14 protein-coding genes and 1 pseudogene are annotated in these 22,922 nt (G+C 69.1%); 7 read left to right on the top strand and 8 right to left on the bottom strand.

Annotated elements, in window-relative coordinates:
* Nucleotides 1–924, top strand: a complete 924-nt coding sequence (locus ACQP03_RS11725) for an NAD(+)/NADH kinase (RefSeq protein ID WP_396832274.1) — start codon at nt 1–3, stop codon at nt 922–924.
* A 126-nt stretch (nt 925–1,050) separates the two neighbouring features.
* On the opposite strand, the gene pgm is transcribed toward ACQP03_RS11725, so the two are convergent.
* Together pgm and glgC are read right to left on the bottom strand one after the other, a co-directional pair.
* Nucleotides 1,051–2,694, bottom strand: coding sequence for a phosphoglucomutase (alpha-D-glucose-1,6-bisphosphate-dependent) (gene pgm / locus ACQP03_RS11720; protein ID WP_433460870.1), 1,644 nt, complete (start codon nt 2,692–2,694; stop codon nt 1,051–1,053).
* Between the two features lie 31 nt (nt 2,695–2,725).
* Nucleotides 2,726–3,958, bottom strand: a complete 1,233-nt coding sequence (gene glgC, locus ACQP03_RS11715) for a glucose-1-phosphate adenylyltransferase (protein WP_278138510.1) — start codon at nt 3,956–3,958, stop codon at nt 2,726–2,728.
* 72 nt (nt 3,959–4,030) lie between these two features.
* Here glgC and glgA point away from each other — a divergent pair, with 72 nt between their 5' ends.
* Nucleotides 4,031–5,236, top strand: coding sequence for a glycogen synthase (glgA, locus tag ACQP03_RS11710; protein ID WP_396832208.1), 1,206 nt, complete (start codon nt 4,031–4,033; stop codon nt 5,234–5,236).
* Between the two features lie 4 nt (nt 5,237–5,240).
* Complete coding sequence (locus tag ACQP03_RS11705; protein ID WP_357120019.1) at nt 5,241–5,735, top strand: hypothetical protein; 495 nt, start codon at nt 5,241–5,243, stop codon at nt 5,733–5,735.
* Here ACQP03_RS11705 and ACQP03_RS11700 read toward each other — a convergent pair.
* From ACQP03_RS11700 to ACQP03_RS11690, 3 genes are read right to left on the bottom strand one after another with little or no spacing between them, the layout of a single operon-like run.
* Nucleotides 5,707–6,651 carry an inositol-3-phosphate synthase gene (locus ACQP03_RS11700; protein WP_357171563.1) on the bottom strand — a complete coding sequence of 315 codons (945 nt, stop codon included), beginning with the start codon at nt 6,649–6,651 and terminating at the stop codon, nt 5,707–5,709. The genes ACQP03_RS11705 and ACQP03_RS11700 overlap by 29 nt on opposite strands.
* A 45-nt stretch (nt 6,652–6,696) precedes the next feature.
* A complete protein-coding gene (locus ACQP03_RS11695) occupies nt 6,697–7,527 on the bottom strand; it encodes an ergot alkaloid biosynthesis protein (RefSeq protein ID WP_433460869.1) in 831 nt (276 codons plus the stop codon).
* Nucleotides 7,524–7,940 carry a nuclear transport factor 2 family protein gene (locus ACQP03_RS11690; protein WP_357120028.1) on the bottom strand — a complete coding sequence of 139 codons (417 nt, stop codon included), beginning with the start codon at nt 7,938–7,940 and terminating at the stop codon, nt 7,524–7,526. The genes ACQP03_RS11695 and ACQP03_RS11690 overlap by 4 nt, the downstream gene beginning before the upstream one ends.
* Nucleotides 7,941–8,042: 102 nt before the next feature.
* Between ACQP03_RS11690 and ACQP03_RS11685 the strand changes: the two genes are divergently transcribed.
* A complete protein-coding gene (locus ACQP03_RS11685) occupies nt 8,043–8,597 on the top strand; it encodes a TetR/AcrR family transcriptional regulator (RefSeq protein ID WP_357120031.1) in 555 nt (184 codons plus the stop codon).
* Between the two features lie 6 nt (nt 8,598–8,603).
* Here the strand turns inward: ACQP03_RS11685 and ACQP03_RS11680 are convergent, their stop codons facing one another.
* Nucleotides 8,604–9,866 (bottom strand): helix-turn-helix domain-containing protein, encoded by a 1,263-nt coding sequence (locus ACQP03_RS11680; protein WP_433460868.1) that lies wholly within the window; start codon nt 9,864–9,866, stop codon nt 8,604–8,606.
* A 325-nt stretch (nt 9,867–10,191) separates the two neighbouring features.
* Here ACQP03_RS11680 and ACQP03_RS11675 point away from each other — a divergent pair, with 325 nt between their 5' ends.
* The 3 genes and pseudogenes from ACQP03_RS11675 (at nt 10,192) to glgB (ending at nt 15,503) form a co-directional block, all read left to right on the top strand.
* Complete coding sequence (locus ACQP03_RS11675) at nt 10,192–10,419, top strand: winged helix-turn-helix domain-containing protein (RefSeq protein ID WP_355618591.1); 228 nt, start codon at nt 10,192–10,194, stop codon at nt 10,417–10,419.
* A gap of 429 nt (nt 10,420–10,848) precedes the next feature.
* A pseudogene (locus tag ACQP03_RS11670) lies at nt 10,849–12,924 on the top strand (maltotransferase domain-containing protein); the annotation flags it as partial.
* Nucleotides 12,925–13,400: 476 nt separating this feature from the next.
* Complete coding sequence (gene glgB, locus ACQP03_RS11665; RefSeq protein ID WP_357120039.1) at nt 13,401–15,503, top strand: 1,4-alpha-glucan branching protein GlgB; 2,103 nt, start codon at nt 13,401–13,403, stop codon at nt 15,501–15,503.
* 486 nt (nt 15,504–15,989) lie between these two features.
* On the opposite strand, the gene ACQP03_RS11660 is transcribed toward glgB, so the two are convergent.
* Both ACQP03_RS11660 and ACQP03_RS11655 read right to left on the bottom strand, forming a co-directional pair.
* The gene (locus ACQP03_RS11660; protein WP_357120042.1) at nt 15,990–16,229 is read right to left on the bottom strand and encodes a hypothetical protein; all 240 of its coding nucleotides are present in this window, start codon (nt 16,227–16,229) and stop codon (nt 15,990–15,992) included.
* 111 nt (nt 16,230–16,340) lie between these two features.
* A complete protein-coding gene (locus ACQP03_RS11655; protein ID WP_433460867.1) occupies nt 16,341–22,748 on the bottom strand; it encodes an RHS repeat domain-containing protein in 6,408 nt (2,135 codons plus the stop codon).
* Between the last annotated feature and the right edge of the window lie 174 nt (nt 22,749–22,922).

Here is a 22,922-nt window from a genome sequence, read left to right as displayed (position 1 = left end):
CTGGGACTTGTGCTGCACCCCACCCGGGATGTCACCGAGGTGGTCGAAATCATCGAACGGTGGGCGACGCGTCACCGCAAGACGCTGTACGTGTCCGAGGAGGACCAGCACCGCGTCCCGTCCTCTGTCGAACCGGTGCCGGCGGACCAGGTGGCATCCCGCGCCGACGCGTTGATCAGCATCGGCGGTGACGGCACGATGCTGGGTGCGCTGCGCTCCGCCGTCCGCGACCCGAAGCCGGTGCTCGGCGTACACCTGGGTCGTCTGGGGTTTCTGGTCGAGATCGAACCGCCGGGACTGCCCGACGCGCTGAGCCGGCTGCTGTCGAAGGACTTCACCGTCGAGTCGCACGCGTGTCTCGCCTGCGACGTGTGCGGTGACGACGTCGTCGCATTCAACGACATCGCGCTGGTCCGCCAGCCGGGCGCCGGTTTCGTCAGCGTCACGCTCGCCATCGACGGCCAGCAGTACGGCTACTACCGCAGCGACGCCGTGGTGGTCAGCACCCCGATCGGTTCGACGGCGTACAGCTACGCGGCCGGCGGTCCACTGATCTCCCCGGCGGCGGACTCGGTGGTGATCACGCCGGCCGCGCCGATGGCCGGTATCTCCCGTGCCGTGGTGCTCTCCCCGGACGAGAAGATCCGGTTGGAGCTACAGCCCAACTCGTCGCCGGTCGTCGTGGAGATGGACGGTCTGGTCTTCCGCGACGCGGCGACGGAGGGGGCGGTGGACATCTCGTACCGCCGTGACGCCGGCCTGGTGGTCCGCTTCGACCCGCTGCGCTACCAGGAGCGCAACCAGTTGAAGATGACCCTGCTCGACCTGCCGTTCCTCCCCGAGCAACTCCGCGAACTACTCCCCGAAGAACTCCGCCGCCGCAGCCAGGAACTCCCCCCACCCGCCGACCCCCCACCCTGCTGACCCCCCACGCCCACCACCCCTGCCGCGCCCCCCACCCCCACCGCACCTGCCGCGTGATCAAGAGGTTTGCGTCACGACACGCCGGGCGGCGTGACGCGAACCTCTTGATCAACGCGGCCGGAGGGGTCAGGCCTGGGTCAGGGCCTGGTCTACCAGGGTTTTGGCTTCTTTTTGGATCTTCTTCAGGTGGTCGGGGCCCTGGAAGGACTCGGCGTAGATCTTGTAGACGTCTTCCGTGCCCGAGGGACGGGCGGCGAACCAGCCGGACTTCGTGCTGACCTTCAGGCCACCGATCGGGGCGTTGTTGCCGGGGGCGGTGGTGAGGGTCGCGGTGATCGGCTCGCCGGCCAACTCCGTGGCGGTGACCTGATCCGGGTTGAGCTTGGCGAGCACGGCCTTCTGCTCGCGGGTGGCCGGGGCGTCGATCCGGGCGTACGCGGGGGCGCCGAACCGCTCGGCCAACTCCGCCCAGTGCTCGCTCGGGCTGCGCCCGGTGGTGGCCAGGATCTCGGAGGCCAGCAGGCAGAGCAGGATGCCGTCCTTGTCGGTGGTCCAGGTGGAGCCGTCACGGCGCAGGAACGACGCCCCGGCGCTCTCCTCGCCACCGAAGCCGACCGCCCCGTCGAGCAGGCCGGGCACGAACCACTTGAACCCGACCGGTACCTCCAACAGCGGCCGACCCAGATCGGCGGCCACCCGGTCGATCATCGAGGACGAGACCAGGGTCTTGCCGACGGCGGCGGCCGGCCCCCAGTCGGCGCGGGTGCGGAACAGGTGCCCGATCGCGACCGCCAGGAAGTGGTTGGGGTTCATCAGGCCGCCGTCGGGAGTGACGATGCCGTGCCGGTCGGCGTCCGCGTCGTTGCCGGTGGAGATCTGGTAGTCGGCGCGGGCGGCGATCAGCGACGCCATCGCGTTCGGCGAGGAGCAGTCCATCCGGATCTTGCCGTCGCCGTCCAGGGTCATGAACCGCCAGGTCGGGTCGACCGTCGGGTTGACCACCGTCAGGTCCAGCCGGTGCCGCTCGGCGATCTCACCCCAGTACGCCACGCTGGCACCGCCCAGCGGATCCGCGCCGATGCGGATGCCGGCGTCACGGATGGCGTCGATGTCGATCGCGGCCGGCAGGTCGTCGACGTAGTGCGCGAGGAAGTCGTACTCCCCGGTGGTGTCGGCGGCCCGGGCCCGCGCGTAGGTGATCCGGCGGACCTCCTTGAGCCCGGCGGCGAGGATGCTGTTGGCGCGGTCCTGGATCCACCGGGTGACGTCGGTGTCGGCGGGCCCGCCGTTGGTCGGGTTGTACTTGAAGCCGCCGTCGTCCGGCGGGTTGTGCGACGGGGTGATGACGATGCCGTCGGCGAGGCCGCTGGTACGACCCCGGTTGTGAGTGAGGATCGCGTGCGACAGCGCCGGCGTGGGGGTGTAGCCGTCGCGGCTGTCCACCAGCACGGTGACGCCGTTGGCGGCGAGGACCTCGAGGGCGTCCACGGCGGCCGGCGCGGAGAGCGCGTGGGTGTCCCGGGCGAGGAACAGCGGGCCGTCGAGGCCCTGCTCCCGCCGGTAGTCGCAGAGCGCCTGGGTGACCGCGACGATGTGGTCGGAGTTGAACGCGTTGCGCAGGCTGGAGCCGCGGTGACCGGAGGTGCCGAAGGAGACCTGCTGCGCCGGGTCCGCGGGGTCCGGATGCTCGGCGTAGTAGGCGGTCACCAGGCGCGGCACGTCGACCAGGTCGGCGGGCTCGGCGGGCTGGCCGGCACGGGGGTGGGTCACTGCGGGATCCTCCTCGGTGTGTGCGGGTCGGTCACGGCTCGACCTTCTGGCCCTTGCCGATGACCACGATGCCGTTGTCGGAGACGGTGTAGCGCTGGCGGTCCTTCTCCAGGTCGACGCCGATCTCGACGCCCTCGGGGACGAACACGTTCTTGTCCAGGATCGCCCGTCGGACCACCGCGTGTCGGCCGATCTCGACGCCCTCCATCAGCACCGAGCCCTCCACGTGCGCCCACGAGTGAACCCGGACCTTCGGCGACACGATCGAGTTCTCCACCAGCGAGCCGGAGATCACCACGCCGGGCGAGACCATCGAGCCGACCGCCCGGCCGACCCGCTCACCCCACTGGTGGACGAACTTCGCCGGCGGCCACGGCGGCTGCTCGGTGTAGATCGGCCAGTCGAAGTTGTAGAGGTTGAACACGGGGTGCACGTTGATCAGATCCATGTGCGCGTCGTAGAACGAGTCGAGCGTTCCCACGTCCCGCCAGTAGCCCCGGTCCCGGTCGGTGCTGCCCGGCACCTCGTTGTCACGGAAGTCGTAGACGTTGGCCTCGCCCCGCTCGACGAGCATCGGGATGATGCTGCCGCCCATGTCGTGCTTGCTGCTCTTGTCGGCGGCGTCGCGCTCCACGGCCTCGCACAGGGCCCGGGTGGTGAAGACGTAGTTGCCCATCGAGGCGTAGATCTCGTCCGGCGCGTCCGGCAGGCCGACCGCGTCGGTGGGCTTCTCGCGGAACGCGCGGATCTTCCGGCCGTCCTCGCCGACCTCGATGACACCGAACTGGTCGGCCATCGACAGCGGCTGGCGGATGCCGGCGACGGTCACCGCGGCGCCGGAGGCGATGTGGTCCTCCACCATCTGCCGGGGGTCCATCCGGTAGATGTGGTCGGCGCCGAAGACGATCACGTAGTCGGGCTGCTCGTCGTTGATGAGGTTGAAGCTCTGGTAGATGGCGTCGGCCGAGCCGGCGAACCACCACGGGCCGCGACGCTGCTGCGCCGGCACCGGGGTGACGTAGTTGCCGAGCAGCGTGGACATCCGCCAGGTCTTGGTGATGTGTCGGTCGAGGGAGTGGGACTTGTACTGGGTCAGCACGACGATCTTGAGATAGCCGGCGTTTGCCAGGTTGGAGAGGACGAAATCGACCATGCGGTACATCCCGCCGAACGGGACGGCCGGCTTGGCCCGATCCGTGGTGAGTGGCATCAGGCGCTTGCCCTCACCACCCGCCAGGACGATCGCGAGAACCTTGGCAGCCATGCCCCGACGCTATCCACCCGCGTGCCACTTCACCACTCGTACGGGGAGTCTTCTGCACTAGGGTGCGGGGTCATGACGGAACCCACCCCGCTGCGCGTCGACCTGCTCACCCGCGAGTACCCGCCGGAGGTCTACGGCGGCGCGGGCGTGCACGTCGAGTACCTGGCCCGGGAGCTGCGTCGCCTCGCCGACGTCCGGGTGCACTGCTTCGGCCTGCCGCGCACCGAGCCGGGCGTCACCGCGTACGCCGATCCGCCCGGCCTGACCGGCGCGAACGCCGCGTTGCGGACCATGGGCGTGGACCTGGAGATGGCCGCCGGCACCGCCGGCACCGACGTGGTGCACAGCCACACCTGGTACGCGAACCTGGCCGGGCACACCGCGAAGCTGCTGCACGGGGTGCCGCACGTGGTGACCGCGCACAGCCTGGAGCCGCTGCGGCCGTGGAAGGCCGAGCAGCTCGGCGGCGGCTACGCGCTCTCCTCGTGGATCGAGCGCACGGCGTACGAGTCGGCCGACGCGATCATCGCGGTCAGTGGTGGGATGCGCGGCGACGTGCTGACCGCGTACCCGCAGATCGACCCGGCGAAGGTCCAGGTGGTCTACAACGGCATCGACACCGTGCAGTACGCCCCGGACTCCGGCACCGACGTGCTCGACCGGCTCGGCATCGACCCGGCGCTGCCCAGCGTCGTCTACGTGGGCCGGATCACCCGGCAGAAGGGCCTGCCCTACCTGCTGCGGGCCGCCCGGGAGCTGCCGGCGGACACCCAGCTCGTGCTGCTGGCCGGCGCGCCGGACACGGCGGAGATCGCCGCCGAGGTCGAGGAGCTGGTGGCCGAGCTGCGGGCCAACCGCTCCGGCGTCGTCTGGGTGGCCGAGATGCTGCCCAAGCCCGAGGTGATCCAGGTGCTCACGCACGCGACGGTCTTCGTCTGCCCGTCGGTGTACGAGCCGATGGGCATCGTGAACCTGGAGGCGATGGCCTGCGAGACGGCCGTGGTGGCGACCGCCACCGGCGGCATCCCCGAGGTGGTGGCCGACGGCGACACCGGGCTGCTGGTGCCGATCGAGCAGGCCACCGACGGGTCGGGGACGCCGCTGAAGCCGGAGACGTTCGTGGCCGACCTGGCGGCGGCGATCAACGCGCTGCTCGCCGACCCGGCGCGTACCGAGCGGTTCGGCCTGGCCGGTCGACGGCGGGCGGTCGAGCACTTCTCCTGGGATGCCGTCGCGCGGCAGACCCTGGACGTGTACCGCTCCGTCGGCGGGCGCTGACGACATGCGGTACGACGAACTCGAAGCCGCGATCCTCGCACTCGTGGTCGCGGCGGGCGACGACGACCTGCGCGCGTTCGGCCTCGACACGGTCACCCGGCTGACCCGGGACGATCTGCTCGACACCGCCGTCGACGACGAGATGACCGAGGACGGGTGGGCGGCGCTCACCAGCGCCCGCAAGAACGTGCGGACGGCCGACGCGACGGAGCTGCGCGCGCTGCTGGTACGGATCGACGAGGGCATTCTCGCCGAGAGTGACCTCGATCAGGGTCTCCTGACGGCCTTCACCGCGCTGGAGCACTGGACCACCTACCTGGAGGAGAACGCGCGCGGGGAGATCTACGAGCTGGCCATCCGCTCGGTGGAGGAGGTCGACTTCCAGGTCTCGGCCGACCTCGACGACGTCCTCGCCACCCCGGAGATGGCCGCCGAGTACGCCCGGATCGAACGCCTGCTCACCGCCGGGCTCAAACCGCCGTCCCGGGAGGGGACTTGAGCAACGACGTCGCCTCGGCGCGGTAACCACCACGTCCGCCTCTAAGCGCGCTGGCCGCGATGCGGATCAGGTCGATGTTGACTCCCGCAGCGCCACTCGGATCGTGCACCTTCAGCTTCACGTCGAGGCTCACCGCCGTCTCACCCCAACCCCGCGCCTCGAGGTTGAGGTGGGCCACCTTCTGCGACGCGAGATGCGGGAGGTAGCCGAGCGGGGCGACCTCGACGCCGTTCGCGCCCGACAGGGCATTGAGCTTGGACTGCTTCTTGGTGTTGGGGTTCTCGACCAGGTTGCGGAAGTCCTCGGTGCCGCCCAAATTGACCTGGTAGGAGCTGTCCAGGGTGAGGCCCCGCTCCTGGAGCAGCCGCAGCAGCGCGTCGTGCAGTACCGAGGTGCCGAACTGACTGGCCAGGTCGTCGCCGAGCAGCGGCAGCCCGGCCGCCTCGAACCTGTCGATCCAACCTGGATCGCGTGCGACCGGGTCCGAGGTGGTGTTGATGAAGGCGACACCGGCCGTCTGAGCTGCCTCGGCGTACGCCTGAGCGGTTTCCGGCCGGCCGCTCGGCGCCGAGTAGAGCAGCACCTCCGCCTCGGCAAGCGCCGCCGCCACCCGCCCCACCCCGGTCGCGTCGACGAGGCCCTTCGTGACGGGCACACCTGCTCGGGGTAGGTCGCAGTTCAGTCGGGGGAAGTTGTTGGGCGGCAGGAAGATCGCCTCGGTCAGGTCCCGACCGATCTTCTCCGGGGAGGTGGCGAAGGCCGCCACGACGTCGATGTCCCCCACCCCGAGCCCGTCGATCACCGGCCGGCGGATCCCGACCAGGCTGCCGCTCTGGCGGTAGAGAGCCAGCCCCTGCACCAGCGCCGACGTGTTGTTGCCGACACCGACAACCGCAACCCTGACCCGTTCGATCATGAGCGGAGGCTACGCCATTTGTGATGAGTAGACGTCTACCGAGCGTCAGCCGGGACGGTCGCCGCGCAGCCGGCCCCGGCAGAAGTCCCGGAAGGATCGGGGCGGGCGACCTGTCACGTCCGCGACGGTCGACGTCGTCCGGTCCTCCGCCCCTGCCGCTATCGCCGTGTCCAGGCTCGCGAGGAAGCGGGCGAAGTCCGGCGGTATGCCGTTCGCGGTGTGGCGGGCGGTCAGTTCCGCCGTGTCGATCGCACGGTGCTCGACCGGCCGGCCACCGACCTCGGTGAGGACGGCGGCGATCTCGTCGTAGCTCAGCGCCTCCGGTCCGGTGATGAGGTGGTCGGTGTTGTGCGGCGTCGGGTCGGTGAGAGCCCGCACCGCCACCTCGGCGATGTCGGCGGGATCGACGAAGCCGACCCGGGCGGTGCCGGTGGCGCTGACGATCTCGCCCTGCTCGCGAGCGCTGACGGCGTGCGGCTGCTCACCGACGAAGTTCTCCATGAACCAGGACGGCCGCAGTACCGCCCATTGCGCGAACAGCTCACCCAGCCGCACGTGCACCAGACCCAGCCCGTGTCCGGCCGGCGGAATGGCCGAGGAGCTGAGCAGAACCACCCGGCGGACACCGGCGCTGCGCGCCCGTTCGAGGAAGGGCAGCATGACCGGCACCGGATCGACCTCGCCGACCGGGGGGATGGCGTAGATCGCGCGTACGCCGTCCAGCGCGTCCGGGTGGGTGGTCGGGTCGTACCAGTCGAAGCGGAACCCTCCGGTCGAGGGGTGTCGGCTGGCGATCCGGGTGGGGTGACCACGCTCGGCGAGCGTGGCGGCGACGATGCGGCCGGTGGTTCCGGTGCCACCGATGACCAGGATCATGAGCGCACCAGGCCGCCGCCGAGCAGTTCCTGGGCGGCGATCGGATCCCAGTAGTCGCGATAGCGCACGAGCCGCCCGTCGCGAATGGTCAGCACGGCGATGTAGCGCACCTCGTACGGCCGACCCGTGGCGACGACGACACCGGAGGCGGCGAACTCGACGACGACGACCTCTGGATCCGTGGTCTCGTGCACGGTTCGATCGTGGATCTCGCGGACGTCGAGCAGGGCCGGGTAGTTGATCAGGTAGTCGTGCAGCTCGGCGCGGCCGGCTACGCGGCGCGGCTGGCCGGGCGGCGCGAACGGCAGCTCCAGCACCGCGTCCTCGGCGAACAGCGCGATGAACCCGGCCATGTCCTTGGCGAGCAGCAGCTCCATGGCGCGATGGAACACCGCGGTGGGGTGGTCCGACATGATCTCGTCCTTTCGTCGTCCGGCACGGCCACGATAAGATTCGGACCGCCGGTCCGCTTCGACTATACGGACCGGCAGTCCGTTTGGCGAGAGGGGTGTCCGATGCGGGCCGATGCGCTGCGCAACAGGGAGTCGGTGCTGGCCGCCGCCGGGCGTCTCTTCGACGCCGCAACCGACCCCGACCAGGTGTCGATGGACGACATCGCCACCGCGGCCGGCGTCGGCAAGGGCACCCTGTTCCGGCGCTTCGGCGACCGCATCGGGCTCATCCGCGCGCTCTACGAGCAACGGGGACTGCGGTTGCGGGACGCGCTCGCGGTGTCACCCACCCGGCCGGCCGCGGAACAGGCCGTCGACCTGCTGCGGGCCATGCTGCGCTTCAAGCTCGACAACCGGGTGCTCACGCTGGCGCTGGAGAGCGCCGGAGGCGGCAGCCCGTACCGCAACGAGGCGTACGACCACTGGCACGCCCTGCTCGCCGGCCTCGTCACCGAGGCACGCGGCCCGCAGTCGGCGGACTACCTGGCCCACGCGCTGCTCGCCGCCGTCCGCAGCGACCTGGTCGAGCACCTGCGCGACTGGCCCGAAGCTCGGTGGCACGCGGGACTGGACGCACTTGTCGGCTCCGTACTCGGCGACGACGGGAAGACGATGTGACGGCGGTCAGGCGACACCGAGAGTGGTGGCGAGCTGAACGATGCCGGCTGGCGCGTCGGCGGACCGCCACATGACCGTGACCAGCTTTCGTACCGCCGGGCGGTCGTGCACCTCGCCGGGTGCGGTGCGTTCCGCGTCGAGCAGCGCCCGGCCAGCCCGAAGCATGTCGCCGGTCAGCGCGTAGGCGCGGGCCACATCGAGGAGGTACGCGGCACGGTGCTCGGGCGGCAGCCACCGCCACTCCTCGCCGGTTACCAGCCGCTCGTGCCGAGCCGAGGCCGTGGTGACGTCGCCAAGGGACGCCTCGGCCACCACTCGGGCGGCCTCGACCACCGCCCAGCCGGCGATCCCCGTGGCCTGGTCGAGCGCGCGGAGTGCGCGGGCCTGGTCCTTGCCACCCGCGGCGGCGAGCGCAGCCTGGATCAGTAGCACGCCTCGAAGCGCGCCAGCCGGAGAGTCGTCACCGGCCCGAGACACATCGATGTGTTCGGCGGCGACGAGCGCGGCGTCCAGGGCGGATCGTCGTCGACCACGAGATCGCAGGGCCTGACTCAGTGACACGGTGGCGAGGCCGACCAACTGCGGGTCGTGGGTCGCCAAGGCGACTGCCATTCCCCGGTCGGCGGCCAACCAGGCCAGGTCCCCCTGGTCGACCTTGACCAGCGCCAGGGCGATGAGCGCGTACACCGACACCAGCAGCGCGTCCGTCGCGCCGGGGCGAGCCGCGTGTGCTTCCCGGGCCGCGTCGAGCAGGCCGGGCAACAGTGCCAGCAACGCTGGGTACCGAGCGTGGCGATAGCTCTGCTCGGCATGCTCCAGCCGGGCCCGCAACTCCTCCGCCAGCGGCAGTCGGTCCGCGCCCGGTAGGTGGTACCGGGCCAGCGCCGCCCGTACCCCGTCCACCCCGGCCACGACCGGAGTCGGCCGCACTGGCCGTGCCGCCAACAGGACCTCCACGTCGATGCGCAACGTCTCGGCGACCTCCCGGAGGTTCGATACCCGCTCCAACCGGCGTACCCCACGCTCGACCTTGTCCACCCAACTCTTCGACTTGCCGAGCCGGTCCGCGAACTGCTGCTGCGTCATGTTGCGCCGCACCCGCCACTGGGCGACCCGGCGACCCACCGGCAGCTCGTTCACCGCCGGCCCGTCGCGCTCACCGCACGACCCAAGAACAAACAACAGGAGTACGACCACAGCGATCACGAGTCCGTAGAGGTACTGCCGCCGGGTGAGCGACGCCCGCGCCGGGAGCGGCGGACAGGGCACCTGATCCCCGTCCGGCAGCCGAGGACGCGCACCGGCAACGGGATTGGCCGGTGGCAACGGCCCATCCGGCGAACGTTCATACATCGTGCCTCCTGACCAGCGCGATCGAGATGGCGAACATTGGGGAACGGCGGCTGACCGGACGATCGACCCGGGGCGGAAGCGACCTGCGGGCACTCCCGCCCCGGCTGGAGGCACTCCGTTGCTGACGAGAGAACCCCTACCCATCCCAACTTAGAAGGCACTGCCGTCACAGTCAACAGAGCATGCACGGCGAGTTACCCAGAGTGCGAAGATCGGTGCGCTGACGAGAGGTGGCGCCACCATGCCGCAAGCACCGCTGTACGAGCAGATCATCGATGACGTCGCTGCTTCAATCCGCAGCGGCACCCTCAAACCGGGCGACAAACTGCCGTCCATCGCCGAGATGCGTGAGCAGTACCAGTCGAGCGCGTGGCCTGTGCGTTACGCCCTTCGGATTCTCGAGGAGCGAGGCTGGATCGTCACTCGCCAGGGCAAGGGCTCGTTCGTCGCACCGAACCCGCCCGCCTGAGCCCGAGCACAACGTCGCTCCCTCGATCGTTGGCGGCTGAGCGGTACGACACGCCGAGCGCATTGCTGCCGAGGCGCCAACGATCATCGCCGCCCGAATGCCACCACGGGCCGCGCTCCAGAACCCCCCACCTGGCCCGTTCGTGTGTGCCACACGGTCTTGATCCACTCGCCTTCCGGGAAATCGCGGCATCGAACGCGCACTGACACCGCGGTTTCCTGTAACGCGAGTGGATCAAGGCGGGAGCGGCCGGTCAGATGGACGCCTCTACCCACCGAGCCGCGGAGATCCGCGCAACTTCGGGGAAACTGCTGTCTCAAGGCGCCGCGATGCAGCAGTTTCCCCGAAAGTGAGCGGATCTTGGGTCGGGTGCCCACCGGGCGGGTGCTTGGCCGCGCGCGAGCCGATCTCGCACAGTAGGTTGGCGGGGTGACAGGACGGTTCCCGATCGAAGACGTCTCCCCCGTCGTCTCGTGCGGGCGGTACCCGGCCAAGGCGGTCGTCGACGAGCCGGTTCCGGTGTCGGCGCGCGCCTACCGGGAGGGGCACGACGCGCTGGGCTGCAACGTGGTGTGGGCCGGCCCGGACGGCGAGAAACGGCCGTTCACCCGGATGCGCCCCGGCGAGCCCGGCCAGGACCGTTGGCACGCCACGATCCGCCCGGACGCCGTCGGCGCGTGGACCTTCACCGTCGAGGCGTTCGGAGACCCGTACCTGACGTGGCAGAACGCGGTGACCAAGAAGATCGCCGCCGGGCAGGGCCCGGAAGATCTCGCCAACGACCTGGCCGAGGGCGCGCGCGTGCTGGCCGCTGCCCGGGACCTGGTGCCGGCCGCCGACCGCGCGAGCGTCGCCGACGCGCTCACCGCCCTCGCCGCCACCGATCTGCCGTTACCGCAGCGCGTCGGGCCGGCGCTCGCCCTCGCCGACCTGCTCTGGGAGCACCCGGTGCGCGAGTTGGTGACGGTCGGTGACGCGTACACCCTCTGGGTTGACCGCAAGCGGGCCCTCTTCTCGGCCTGGTACGAGTTCTTCCCGCGCTCCGAAGGAGCAGCGGGTGGGCGCTCCGGCACCTTCGCCACCGCGACCGGGCGGCTGCCGGGCGTGGCCGCGATGGGCTTCGACGTGCTCTACCTGCCGCCGATCCACCCGATCGGCCGGGTCAACCGCAAGGGCCGCAACAACGCGCTCACCGCCGGACCGACCGACGTCGGCTCGCCGTGGGCCATCGGCGCCGCCGAGGGCGGCCACGACACGATCCACCCCGACCTGGGTACGCCGGCAGACTTCCGGGCGTTCATCGAGGCCGCTGCGGCGCAGGGCCTGGAAGTGGCGATGGACCTGGCGTTGCAGTGCGCGCCGGACCACCCCTGGGTGACCGAGCACCCGGAGTGGTTCACCACCCGGGCCGACGGCAGCATCGCGTACGCGGAGAACCCGCCGAAGAAGTACCAGGACATCTACCCGGTCAACTTCGACAACGACCCGGAGGGCATCCGGGCCGAGGTGCTGCGGGTCGTGCTGCACTGGGTGGGCGAGGGTATCCGGATCTTCCGGGTGGACAACCCGCACACCAAGCCGTTCGACTTCTGGCACTGGCTGATCGCCGAGGTCAAGAAGGTCGACAAGGACGTGCTGTTCCTGGCCGAGGCGTTCACCCGGCCGGCCATCATGCACGGACTCGGCAAGATCGGCTTCACGCAGTCGTACACCTACTTCACCTGGCGCACGACGGCCGCCCAGATGCGGGAGTACTGCGAGGAGCTGGTCGAGTCGGCCGACCACATGCGGCCCAACTTCTGGCCGAACACGCCGGACATCCTGCACGAATCGTTGCAGCACGGCGGCCCGCCGATGTTCAAGATCCGGGCGGTGCTGGCCGCGCTGCTCTCCCCCTCCTGGGGCCTGTACGCGGGCTACGAGCTGTTCGAACACGTGGCCCGCCCCGGCGCGGAGGAGTACCTGGACAACGAGAAGTACGAGCTGCGTCCCCGCGACTGGGCCGCCGCCGAGGCGCAGGGCCGCTCGCTCGCGCCGTTCCTGACCACCCTCAACCGGGTACGCCGCGACAACCCGGCGCTGCACCAGCTCCGCAACCTGCGGTTCCACGAGATCGACAACCCGGCGCTGCTCTGCTGGTCGAAGCACGACCCGGAGACCGGCAACACGGTCATCGTGGTCTGCTCGTTCGACTCCCGCGAGGTGCAGTGGGGCAACACCACGCTCGACATGCCCGCGCTCGGGTTCGACTGGCACGAGCGCTTCACCGTGTACGACGAGCTGACCGGCACCAGCTACGACTGGGGGCAACGCAACGCGGTACGGCTCGACCCGTACCTGCAACCGGCGCACGTGCTGACCGTCCGCCGCCCGACGCCGCCCGCCGTTCCCGAGCCGGCCGGCGTCGAACCGGCGGATCTCACCGTCGCCGACGTGCCGGACGAGCTGTCCGGCGGCACCGCGCCGACGACCCCGGCCACCGAGCCACCGCCTCCGGCCACCGAGCCACCGCCTCCGGCCAGCGTCGGAGAGCCCCCGGCCAGCGTCGCAGAGCCCTCGGCTACCCAGCCGTCGTCCCCGCCCACCGCGCCGCCGGCGACCGCGCTCCCGACTCCGACTACCGCGCCGCCCGCCCCGGCTACCGCGCCGCCCGCCCCAGCCACCACGACGCCGCCCCCGGCCGCCGCGCCCTCTGCCCCGGCCGCCGCGCCATCTCCCCCGGCCGCCGAGTCACCTGCCCCGGCTGCCGAGCCATCTCCCCCGGCCGCCGCGCCCTCTGCCTCAGCCGCCCCGCCATCTGCCCCGGCCGCGGCGGCGGCGACCCCGGCCCGCAGTGCGGCGACGCCGGCCACCCTGGCGTCCCGCGCCGCGGCCCGTGCGGCTGCCGCCCAGTCCTCGGACGGCCGCCCGCCCGCGCCCCACCCGGCTGCCACCCGCCCGTCCCGCCCCGCGCCGACCGCTCCCGCCTCGAAGGACGACCGATGGACCAGCTGATCACCGGTGTGACGCACGACCCGCACGCGCTGCTCGGCGCGCACCCCGCCGAGGGGTCGACCACGATCCGCACGATGCGCCGGGGCGCGGGTGACGTGGCGCTGCTCGTCGGCGACGACCGGCACCCGATGAAGCGGGTGCACGACCTGGGCATCTTCGAGGCGCAGGTCGAGGGCAACGTGCTCGACTACCGGGTGGAGGTCGACGGCACCACGCACGACGACCCGTACCGCTACCCGCCCACCCTCGGCGAGCTGGACCTGCACCTCATCGGCGAGGGCCGCCACGAGCGGCTGTGGGAAGCGCTCGGCGCGCGGGTCTTCGACGAGGGCGTGGCGTTCAGCGTCTGGGCGCCCAACGCCCAGGGCGTCCGCGTGATCGGTGACTTCACCGGCTGGGGCGCGGACGACGGCTGGCCGATGCGCTCGCTCGGCTCCAGCGGAGTGTGGGAGCTGTTCGTCCCCAACGCGCGGGTCGGCGCCCGCTACAAGTACCGGGTGCTCGGCGCCGACGGGAAGTGGCGGGACAAGGCCGACCCCCTGGCGGCGTACGCGGAGGTGCCGCCGGCCACCGCGTCGGTGGTGCACCACTCGACGTACCGGTGGAACGACGCCGACTGGCTCGCCCGGCGGGCCGAACGGCGGCCGCACCAGGAGCCGATGAGCGTGTACGAGGTGCACCTCGGCTCGTGGCGGCCCGGCCTGGGTTACCGCGAGCTGGCCGACCAGCTCACCGCGTACGTCACCGAGCTGGGCTTCACGCACGTGGAGTTCCTGCCCGTGATGGAGCACCCGTTCGGCGGCTCCTGGGGCTACCAGGTGACCGGCTACTACGCGCCGACGTCCCGCTTCGGCGACCCGGACGAGTTCCGCCACCTCGTCGACGCCCTGCACGCCGCCGGCATCGGCGTCATCCTCGACTGGGTGCCCGCGCACTTCCCGAAGGACGAGTGGGCGCTCGCGCGCTTCGACGGCACCCCGCTGTACGAGCACCCCGACCCCCGTCGCGGCGAGCACCCGGACTGGGGCACGTACGTCTTCGACTTCGGCCGCCGCGAGGTGCGCAACTTCCTGGTCGCCAACGCGCTCTACTGGTGCGAGGAGTTCCACGTCGACGGGCTGCGCGTCGACGCGGTCGCCTCGATGCTCTACCTGGACTACTCCCGCGAGGCGGGCCAGTGGACGCCCAACCAGTACGGTGGTCGGGAGAACCTGGAGGCCATCGCGCTCATGCAGGAGGTGAACGCGACGGTCTACAAGCACCACGCCGGCGTCGTGATGATCGCCGAGGAGTCCACCGCGTGGCCGGGAGTCACCCAGTCCACCGCCGGCGGCGGGCTGGGCTTCGGCTTCAAGTGGAACATGGGCTGGATGCACGACACCCTGCTCTACACGTCGAAGGACCCAATCTACCGCCAGCACCACCACCACCAGCTCACGTTCTCCCTGGCGTACGCCTGGAGCGAGAACTACGTGCTGCCGATCAGCCACGACGAGGTCGTGCACGGCAAGGGATCGCTGGCCGGCAAGATGCCCGGCGACACCTGGCAGCGCCTCGCCAACGTCCGGGCGCTCCTGGCGTACATGTGGGCGCACCCCGGCAAGCAACTGCTCTTCATGGGCTCCGAGCTGGCCGACGACCGGGAGTGGAGCGAGGAGCGCGGTCTCGACTGGTACCTGCTGCACGACCCGGCCCGCGCCGGCGTGCAGCGGCTCGTCGGCGACCTCAACCGCGTCTACCGGGACACCCCGGCGCTCTGGGCGCAGGACACCGAACCAGCCGGGTTCCGGTGGATCGCCGGCGACGACGTCGCCAACAACACCGTCTCCTTCGTCCGGATCGCCCCGGACGGCTCGACGCTGGTGTGCGTGGCGAACTTCTCCGCGCTACCGCTGCACGACTACCGGATCGGCCTACCGGCCGGCGGCACCTGGACCGAGGTGCTCAACACCGACGCCCACCACTACGGCGGTTCCGGGGTGGGCAACCTGGGCGAGGTGCACGCCCAGGACGTGCCCTGGCACGGCCTGGTCGCCTCGGGGGCCCTCCAGGTCCCCCCACTGGGCGTCATCTGGTTGCTTAAGAAATAGCTTGCTGAAGCGGCTGGCTCATAGGCAAGACGGACGCTCGACATCCCCGATGTGTCATGCCCTTTTGGGATGCCGAGCGTCGCCATAGAGCGACCGAGCGTCCTTCGCCCGGCCTGAACCCTTTTCCATCTCTCGCGAGTGACCAGGGCAGGCGCCTGCGAAGCCGCGACACAGACACCATCTGCCAGGACGGCAGCGCCGGTTAGCATCTCGTTTGGTGCCCGCAGCACAATTGCCGAGTTTATCCCACTCCTGACACTACGGTACGTCCTATTGGGCGCCTTGCCGGCCTCGCGCCCGAGACCAAGCGGAGCACTCCTTCTTTTCGGCTTCAGGCTTTGACCGGGTGGCTGGGGGACTCCCCACTCGGGGAGCCCCCAGCCGGGGACGATCAGTAGCTCACCAGGAGCTAGCTACAGGGGCTACGACCACAGGCCCGAAAGCCTCCGCGCCGCCCAAGACCGATGGTTGAGGAATGTACCTGTCCTATCGGTTACGGAAGCTGCAGGTGTCTCTTAAAAGGTGCTGCAATATAATCATGCTTCGACCTGGATCGATAAGCCCTGACTGCCCTACAGCTAATCTTGTGGTGTCACGCGCAAGCAATATCGCCGCCACCCATCCGATGACTAATACGATCGCGGCTATGAAGAACAGGATCAACACCAACGGCTCAGCTAGCTGCTTGAGACCATCAATCCCCGCCATTAAAACCAGAATGACCATTGATGGCAATATCGCAAGTGAAGTTCGCAAGCTCCACACCGCCAATCGCCACCTCAATGTTCGAACAATAGCTTTCAACTCTTCCAATATTCTAACTTCCGATAGCAGGCACTACTGACTGAAAGGGTGGAAAGCTTCTGCGCAACTGATTCCACTCGAACCGGACCAAGCGAAGGGTGGAGCAGGAGTGAAAGAAGCTCCCCCTCCAATAGAGAAGCCGCCTTGATAGTTACCATTGCCATCACCCTCACCACTGATGCCGCCCACAACGCCTTCGCCTCCGGTCACCTGCCCGTAAGGATTACACCCGCCTTTGTCGTCGATATCTTGGTTAGAGTAGTTGAAGCCTACCGTTGCATCAGCGCCGGCACTAGGGCCGGTACCAACTTTGAATCCACCACCGAATCCCGGCCCATGCCGGTCCACCTCAATGCACAGCTCCCCCGCTATGGACGCACCCATTTGAGCTCCCAGTCCACCGCATATATTCAACGTCCCCCAAGGCTTAGGCTCCTCCTTTACAGGCTTCCTTCGCGGAGCGGCCACTTGACACGGTGCGTATGCCGAGTTGTAGTCACTCACCAGCACTCCGCAATCGTTTCGGAGCCAGCCTCCGGTGCGGAAACAGGAGGGGGGCGCCGTCGGAGAGAGGCATTGCCCACTTGAGTGGACCAAACCCGGCCAGGGCTCCATAAACTCGACTGCTCCGGGAGTACCTGGCCCAGTATTGCAGTTCATACAGCGAAGCTTATTGGGTTTCGGCCGTGTCAAGTGTCGCGGCTTCGTCAGATCCCGAGATCCCAAGCAACGGGGCCAACAATCGGAGTTCTTGGCCTTGTTTTTACGGTTGCCTTTTTCGTCACCGAGGCGGTAATCGGGACAACTGGCCTGGGTGAGGCAGTCGGTGGGGATCAGCCCGGTGGGGTCGCTCGAGGTGACGGGTGTGTTGTTGGCGTAGGAGTAGCCGTTCCACTGTTGCGGCTGGGCTGCGTCCTGCACAGGATCGATGGAGATGAATCGACCGAGGATGGGGTCGTAGGAGCGGGCGCCGACGGTGGTGAGTCCGGTCGGGCTCATCGGCTTGTCGAGGAAGCCATGGTTGTCGGGTGCGGCGACGGCAGCACCCCGAGCGCCACCGTACGGCGTGTACTGCCGCCAGGTCGGATTTTGTGCGGTGTTGTCGAGGTAGAGCGACGGGGTGCCCTGGTGGTCGGCGATGGCGAAGGTGTACGCCGTGCCGCTCCCGGTGCGGATGCAGCTGCCGCCGCCGGGGAGGGCGTAGTACCGGCTACCGGTCACCACCGTGGAACTGGTGTTGAGGGTGTGTTGTTGCCCCGGCAGGTAGAGGGTGTTCTTGCCGGGCTCCTTTTGCAGCAGCAGGTTGCCGTCGGCGTCGTAGATGAAGCTGTTGTCGCCGCTGGCGCCTCCGGTCACGGTGGCGAGTTTGCCGGCGTCGTCCCAGGTGAGGGTCTGGTTGCCCTGGGCGGCGTTGCGGCCGGTGGTGTTGCCGGCGTTGTCGTAGGTGTACGACGTGGTGCCGGTTGCCCCGCCGGTTGTGGTGGTGGAGGTCAGGGTGTGGGGCTTGTTCTGACCGTTGCCGTTGTAGGCGTAGACGGTCTTGGTGTCGGTGCCGCCGGTGAGGTTGTGCTCGGTCTGCTGGGTGCGGTTGCCGATCAGGTCGATCTGCCAGCTGGTCCAGTAGGCGCTACCTCCGCCGATGGTGTTGCCGACCATGGACTTGTTGGCGTCCGTGGGCGTGGCGGCGCAGGCGTCGGTGCCGGTCCAGCCTTCGGCGAGTCGGGCCAGGCCGTCGTAGCCGTAGCACTGGGTCTCCGCCGGAGTGGTGGCACCCAACCTCTTGCTGGTCTTGCGGGTGATGTTGCCGACCAGGTCGTACTTGTACTCCTGCTCGTCGACATTCGACGGGGTAGCCGTCGAGCGGGTGACGAGCTGGTTGGTCAGCCGGCTGGTGTGCGGGTCGTAGGTGTTGGTGACATACGCCAGGTTCGTGTTCATGCCGAGGGTCTGCTGGTTGACCCGGCCGTAGGCGTCGTAGCTGACCCCGTTGGCATAGCCGTGCAGTCCACCGAGCGTCCAGGGCAGATCCATATCCGGCGAGTAGCCGTGTATCACGACTTCCGCGGGCAGCCCACCCTTGGCGGGGTAGGTGTCGGTCAGGAGCAAACCCAGCGTCGAGGTATAGGTGTGCCCGAACGCGTACGAGCCGCCGAGGGCGCCCTCGGTGCTGGGGATGGTGACCGTCGTGCCCAGCGAGCTACCGAAGACGTTGAACGCCTTCTGCTGCGTGGTGTACGCCTGCCCACCGCGGTAGGCGATGGTGGTAGTCAGCTTCCCGAGCGCATTGGTGACCCCCGAGACGCCGTTGCTGTTGTCGTACACCCACGCCGCGCGTTGGTTCGCCGACGCCTGGTTCGCCACCGTCGAGGCGTACTCCCCGGTCTTGCGGTTCAGGGAGTCGTAGGTGAACGACAGGGTCTTGCCGCGCCCGTCGGTGGACTCCTGCAGGTTGCCGTTGGCGTCGTAGCTCATGCTGCTGCCACCGGCATCCGGGTCGGACTTCGCCACGACCTGACCGAGCAGGTTGTACGTCGAGGTCCACACGTTGTTGCTGGCATCGGTGAGCGTCGACTGGTTGCCGTGCCCGTCGTAGCCGTACTTGCTGACCGTCGCCGTCCCGCCTGAGACGGCGAACGTGCCGGTGAACGTGTCCGACGGCGTCGTCACCGTGGGACGGACGCTGTACTCCTGCAACTCCTTCTTCCGACCCAGCGCGTCGGTGAGCGTGGCGGACACCACACCGCCGGCAGGCGGAACGACCGTGGTGCGGTCACCGCCGTGCACCGTAGTCGTCGTCGACACGGTCACACCGTTCTTGGCCGCCGCCACGATCACCGCGCGGCCCAGGCCGTCGTAGGTGGTGAACGTCTGGTTCGGCACCTGCTTACCCAAGTCAGCCGCCGACACCGGCGTGCTGACCGCCGGCGACGAACCGTCGTCCCACCAACCGTTGTACGACGCGCGGGTCCACCCGCGAGTGTCGTAGAACGTGTCCGTGATCATCCGACCACCCGCAGGGGTGACCGACTGGGTCTGACGGCTGCGCAGCAGCGCGTCGTAGATGGTGACCGACTTCTGGTAGCCGCCGGATTCGGTCAGTTTCTCCGTCGTGGTGGCGGACACCCCCGTCTTCGAGACGGTGTAGCCGAACTTGTAGTCTGCTCCGACGCTCGTGGCACGAGAGTTCAGCCACACCGACGTCCCGCGGCCGAGCGCGTCGTACCGCTGGGTGGTGACGACGCCGTTGGGGTCGGTGCTGACCAGCGGAATGCCGCGCTTCGTGTCGAGGGTGACGGAACCGGCGTGCCCTGCGGCGTTGGTGCTGGAGGTGGCCGTGACCAGTTTGACGGCGTTCATGGTGTAGCCGCTGCTGGTCTTGTTGCCCTTGGCGTCGTACGAGTCGGTGACCCGGCCGTAGTTGTCGTAGGTCGACCGCTCGGTGGTCTGCCAGACGTACGCGCCGGAGGTGTAATCCTTGGCGGTCTGGGTGAGGGTGACGTCGCCCTTGGACGGGGCGTTCGTCTGCGGGAACGTGGTGGAGAAGGTCTGGTCGTCGTAGAAGGTGCGTTCGGCCTTGACGACCTGGGCGGGCCGGCCGACGCTGCCGGGGGCGGTCAGGGTGTTGAGGCTGCCGGGCTCGGAGGCGGGGCTGCCCTGGGTGAACCCGCCGCAGGCCACCGCCACGGTTTCGGTCTGGCTGACCAGGCCGGCGAGGTTATTGCTGGTGTTCGCCGGAGCGTAGGTGTAGGTGGTGCACTGGTTGTACGCCGTGTCGACCGGCACGGTGTAGGTGTAGGTGTTCTTCAGCTCGCCGAACGTGGCGCTGGTGGTGTTCGCGTCGTAGCTGTTGTCGCTGGCGGTGGTACGCCAGGTCACCGATCCGCTGCTGGTGACGGCCTGGCGGGTGTACGTCTTGACCGGCGCGACCCACTGCGCCGTCAACGCCGACAGTCCGGTCCTGCTGCGGGTGGCGGTGGCGCCGGACACCCAGTACGAGGTGATCGTGGAGGAGTCGACGCGGCCGTTCTCGCCGAGGTACTTGGTGGTCTCCAACTCCTTGCCGGCGAGTTCGTCGACGTCCTCGTGGTTGCCGCCGACGGAGTCGGTCAGGTTCAGCACGATGCTGTTGTTGTTCTTCGACATGCCGCGGTAGTAGGCGGTCTCGGACTGGGTCCGACGGTCGTTGACACCGTCGCCGGTGAACGTCTGCACCTTGGCGTAGCCGCGGAACTGGCCGTAGCTGCGGTACTTGGACTTGACGACCTCGTTCTCGTCGTAGTGCCAGGCCGCGCCGCCGAGGTACTTGTAGCTGGTCGACAGGGCCGCGGCGCCACCGGTCGGGTCCGTCGAGGTGACGCGGGTGACGGCGTACTTGTTGAACCAGTCCTTGAACGGGTTCACGTAGCCGTCCGGGGTCCAGTAGACCGGGTAGCAGGACTTCGTGTTGACCGCCGGGTCGGTGCTGACCGGGGCGGTGCACGGCACCGGCAACTCGTAGGACGGCGAGATCACCGAACCGGTCTCGGTGGTGATCGTGGCGATGCGCTGGCGGTAGAACGACGGCAGGCCGCCGGTGATGTCGACCCGGTTGGGCAGCTTGATGCCGGTGAACGACACCGACGGCAACGTGATCGCCTCGGTGGACCCACCCGCGCTGGTGTCGTGACCGGTACGCGCGATATCGGTGAGCCACAACGTCGGCGAGGTGCCGTCACCGGTGGCCGGCATGCTGTGCGACAGGGCGTACGAGTCGACCTTCTCGTACTGCTTGGTGGCCGTGTTGTACTGCTGGGCCTCGATCGAGGTCAGGCGCACCGTGGAGAAGAACGACGGGCTCCAGTCGTCACAGTCGGTTCCCGAGGCGCAGATCAGGTCGAACGGCACGTCCGGCCAGTTCGCCTTGTTCGTCGAGTTCAACGGCTGACACGTCCCCGACAGGCAGCGGTCACCGGTGTTGAAGACCACCCGGTTCGCCACCGTGCCGTACGCGCCGCCGTCGGTGAAGCCGTAGTCGATGCGCGCCAGGTTGCTGTCCCGGATGTAGGACTCGTCCGAGGCGCCCTTGTTACGGCCGTAGAAGTTGGTGGCCTGGTCGTAGTAGTAGGCCATCGCGTTGCCGTGGGTGTCGGTGACGTAGTCCAGGTTCCATCGGTACGCCATCGTGCACACCGACGAGGTGAACCCCGCCGCTTTGTAACACGGGTCGCCGGAGTGCGGCGAGTACACCGGCGTGTGGTCCACCGACTTCGTCTCCGCCTTATCCGAGGCCCACCCTGGCAGCCGGTTACGGCCGAACTCGTAGCTCGTGCCGTCGCGCAGCGTCACCCGCCAGTAGTCGGTGTTGTACGTCCCCGAACCGTTGTTGGCGTTCTCGACGTGGGTGATCACCTCGCCGTTGTCCGACTCCGGCTTCCACACCTCCTTCGCCGCGTCCCACACCAGCGCCGTCGACGAGCCATTCAACGACAGCGTCAGCATCGGACCGTCGTAGCAACGGTCCGGCGTCTTCACCGGAGACGCGCTGCCACCCGGGTCGTCCATGCACGACGCGAACGTCTGCTCCACGAACGAACGCGGCGTGGACCAACCGTCACCCACCCACGAGGCCTGCGCGTTCGTCGACGCCGTCTGCCCGTCCACACTGCCCGAGTCGTACGACAACGCCACCGGCGGCACCAGATCCGAGGCCACCGGCGGCACACTGATCGGATACGAGTACGTGAACGACCCCGTACTTCCACCACCGCTCCACGAACCCGACGGCTTCAGATCCGTGGCCGCATACGTGCCACCCTTACCGCCCTCCTCGCCGGCAGCCGCGACGGCCGCCAACACGGTCAGGCCGCCCGCCGCCCGGGAACCCGCCTCCGTCGTCATCGGCACCTCCGCCGACACCGACCTCGCCCCGGCGTCATTCGTCGACACCAACGGCGACGGCACCCGGCACTCGCTCGCCGCCGGCGTCGTCAGCACACACGACGGCAGACGCACCAGGCGCAACCGCGACCCGTAGTTACCGCCGAACGCCTCGGCGAACCCCGCGTAGTCCACGCCGACCCGAACCGCCCCCGAGGCTACGTCCGGAGTCACCGACAGCAGCACACCGTCTACCCCGGCAGCCTCGGCGGCCTTGCGGTCAGCGACCTTCACCGCCAGGGTGCGCGGGCCCGTCTTCTCCCCCGCTGGCTGAACCCACACCGGCGCATCCGCCACACGTGCCTTCGCCGCAGCCGCGCCCCGCGCCCCAACAAGCGGTGCGGCCGGCAGGTCGACCTTCGCGGAAACGGCCTTCGGCCACGCCGTACGCGTCGGCCGGTACGTCGACTTCGCGTCATCAGGCGGCGTGACGAACCTCGTCGGCAACGGCTTCACACCCTTGACCGACTGCCCCGGCGACGTCGCCGGGGCCTTCGCCACCTCCGGCCCCTTCGGCTTCGCCACCGCCGGCGCACCCGACAACAAGCCCGCCGCCACAGACATGGCCACGACAGTCGCGGCCAGACGTCTAGGACGTGTGAGCAGGCGTAATCCCCCGTAGACGGTCATGCAGACCTCACCTCTGCCCGATGAAATGGAAACCACGCAGGGTGATGGGTCGCGCACCCCCGTGGCGCG

Source organism: Micromonospora sp. CA-248212, from assembly GCF_050948405.1.
Lineage (GTDB): Bacteria > Actinomycetota > Actinomycetes > Mycobacteriales > Micromonosporaceae > Micromonospora.
This window is presented reverse-complemented; position numbering and strand designations above follow the sequence as displayed.

Bases quoted from the DNA above. Each gene is read 5' to 3' on its own strand.
- glgC (WP_278138510.1), bottom strand. From the start codon at position 3,958: ATGGCTGCCAAGGTTCTCGCGATCGTCCTGGCGGGTGGTGAGGGCAAG.
- glgA (WP_396832208.1), top strand. From the start codon at position 4,031: ATGACGGAACCCACCCCGCTGCGCGTCGACCTGCTCACCCGCGAGTAC.
- ACQP03_RS11705 (WP_357120019.1), top strand. From the start codon at position 5,241: ATGCGGTACGACGAACTCGAAGCCGCGATCCTCGCACTCGTGGTCGCG.
- ACQP03_RS11700 (WP_357171563.1), bottom strand. From the start codon at position 6,651: ATGATCGAACGGGTCAGGGTTGCGGTTGTCGGTGTCGGCAACAACACG.
- ACQP03_RS11695 (WP_433460869.1), bottom strand. From the start codon at position 7,527: ATGATCCTGGTCATCGGTGGCACCGGAACCACCGGCCGCATCGTCGCC.
- ACQP03_RS11690 (WP_357120028.1), bottom strand. From the start codon at position 7,940: ATGTCGGACCACCCCACCGCGGTGTTCCATCGCGCCATGGAGCTGCTG.
- ACQP03_RS11685 (WP_357120031.1), top strand. From the start codon at position 8,043: ATGCGGGCCGATGCGCTGCGCAACAGGGAGTCGGTGCTGGCCGCCGCC.
- ACQP03_RS11675 (WP_355618591.1), top strand. From the start codon at position 10,192: ATGCCGCAAGCACCGCTGTACGAGCAGATCATCGATGACGTCGCTGCT.
- glgB (WP_357120039.1), top strand. From the start codon at position 13,401: ATGGACCAGCTGATCACCGGTGTGACGCACGACCCGCACGCGCTGCTC.
- ACQP03_RS11660 (WP_357120042.1), bottom strand. From the start codon at position 16,229: ATGGTCATTCTGGTTTTAATGGCGGGGATTGATGGTCTCAAGCAGCTA.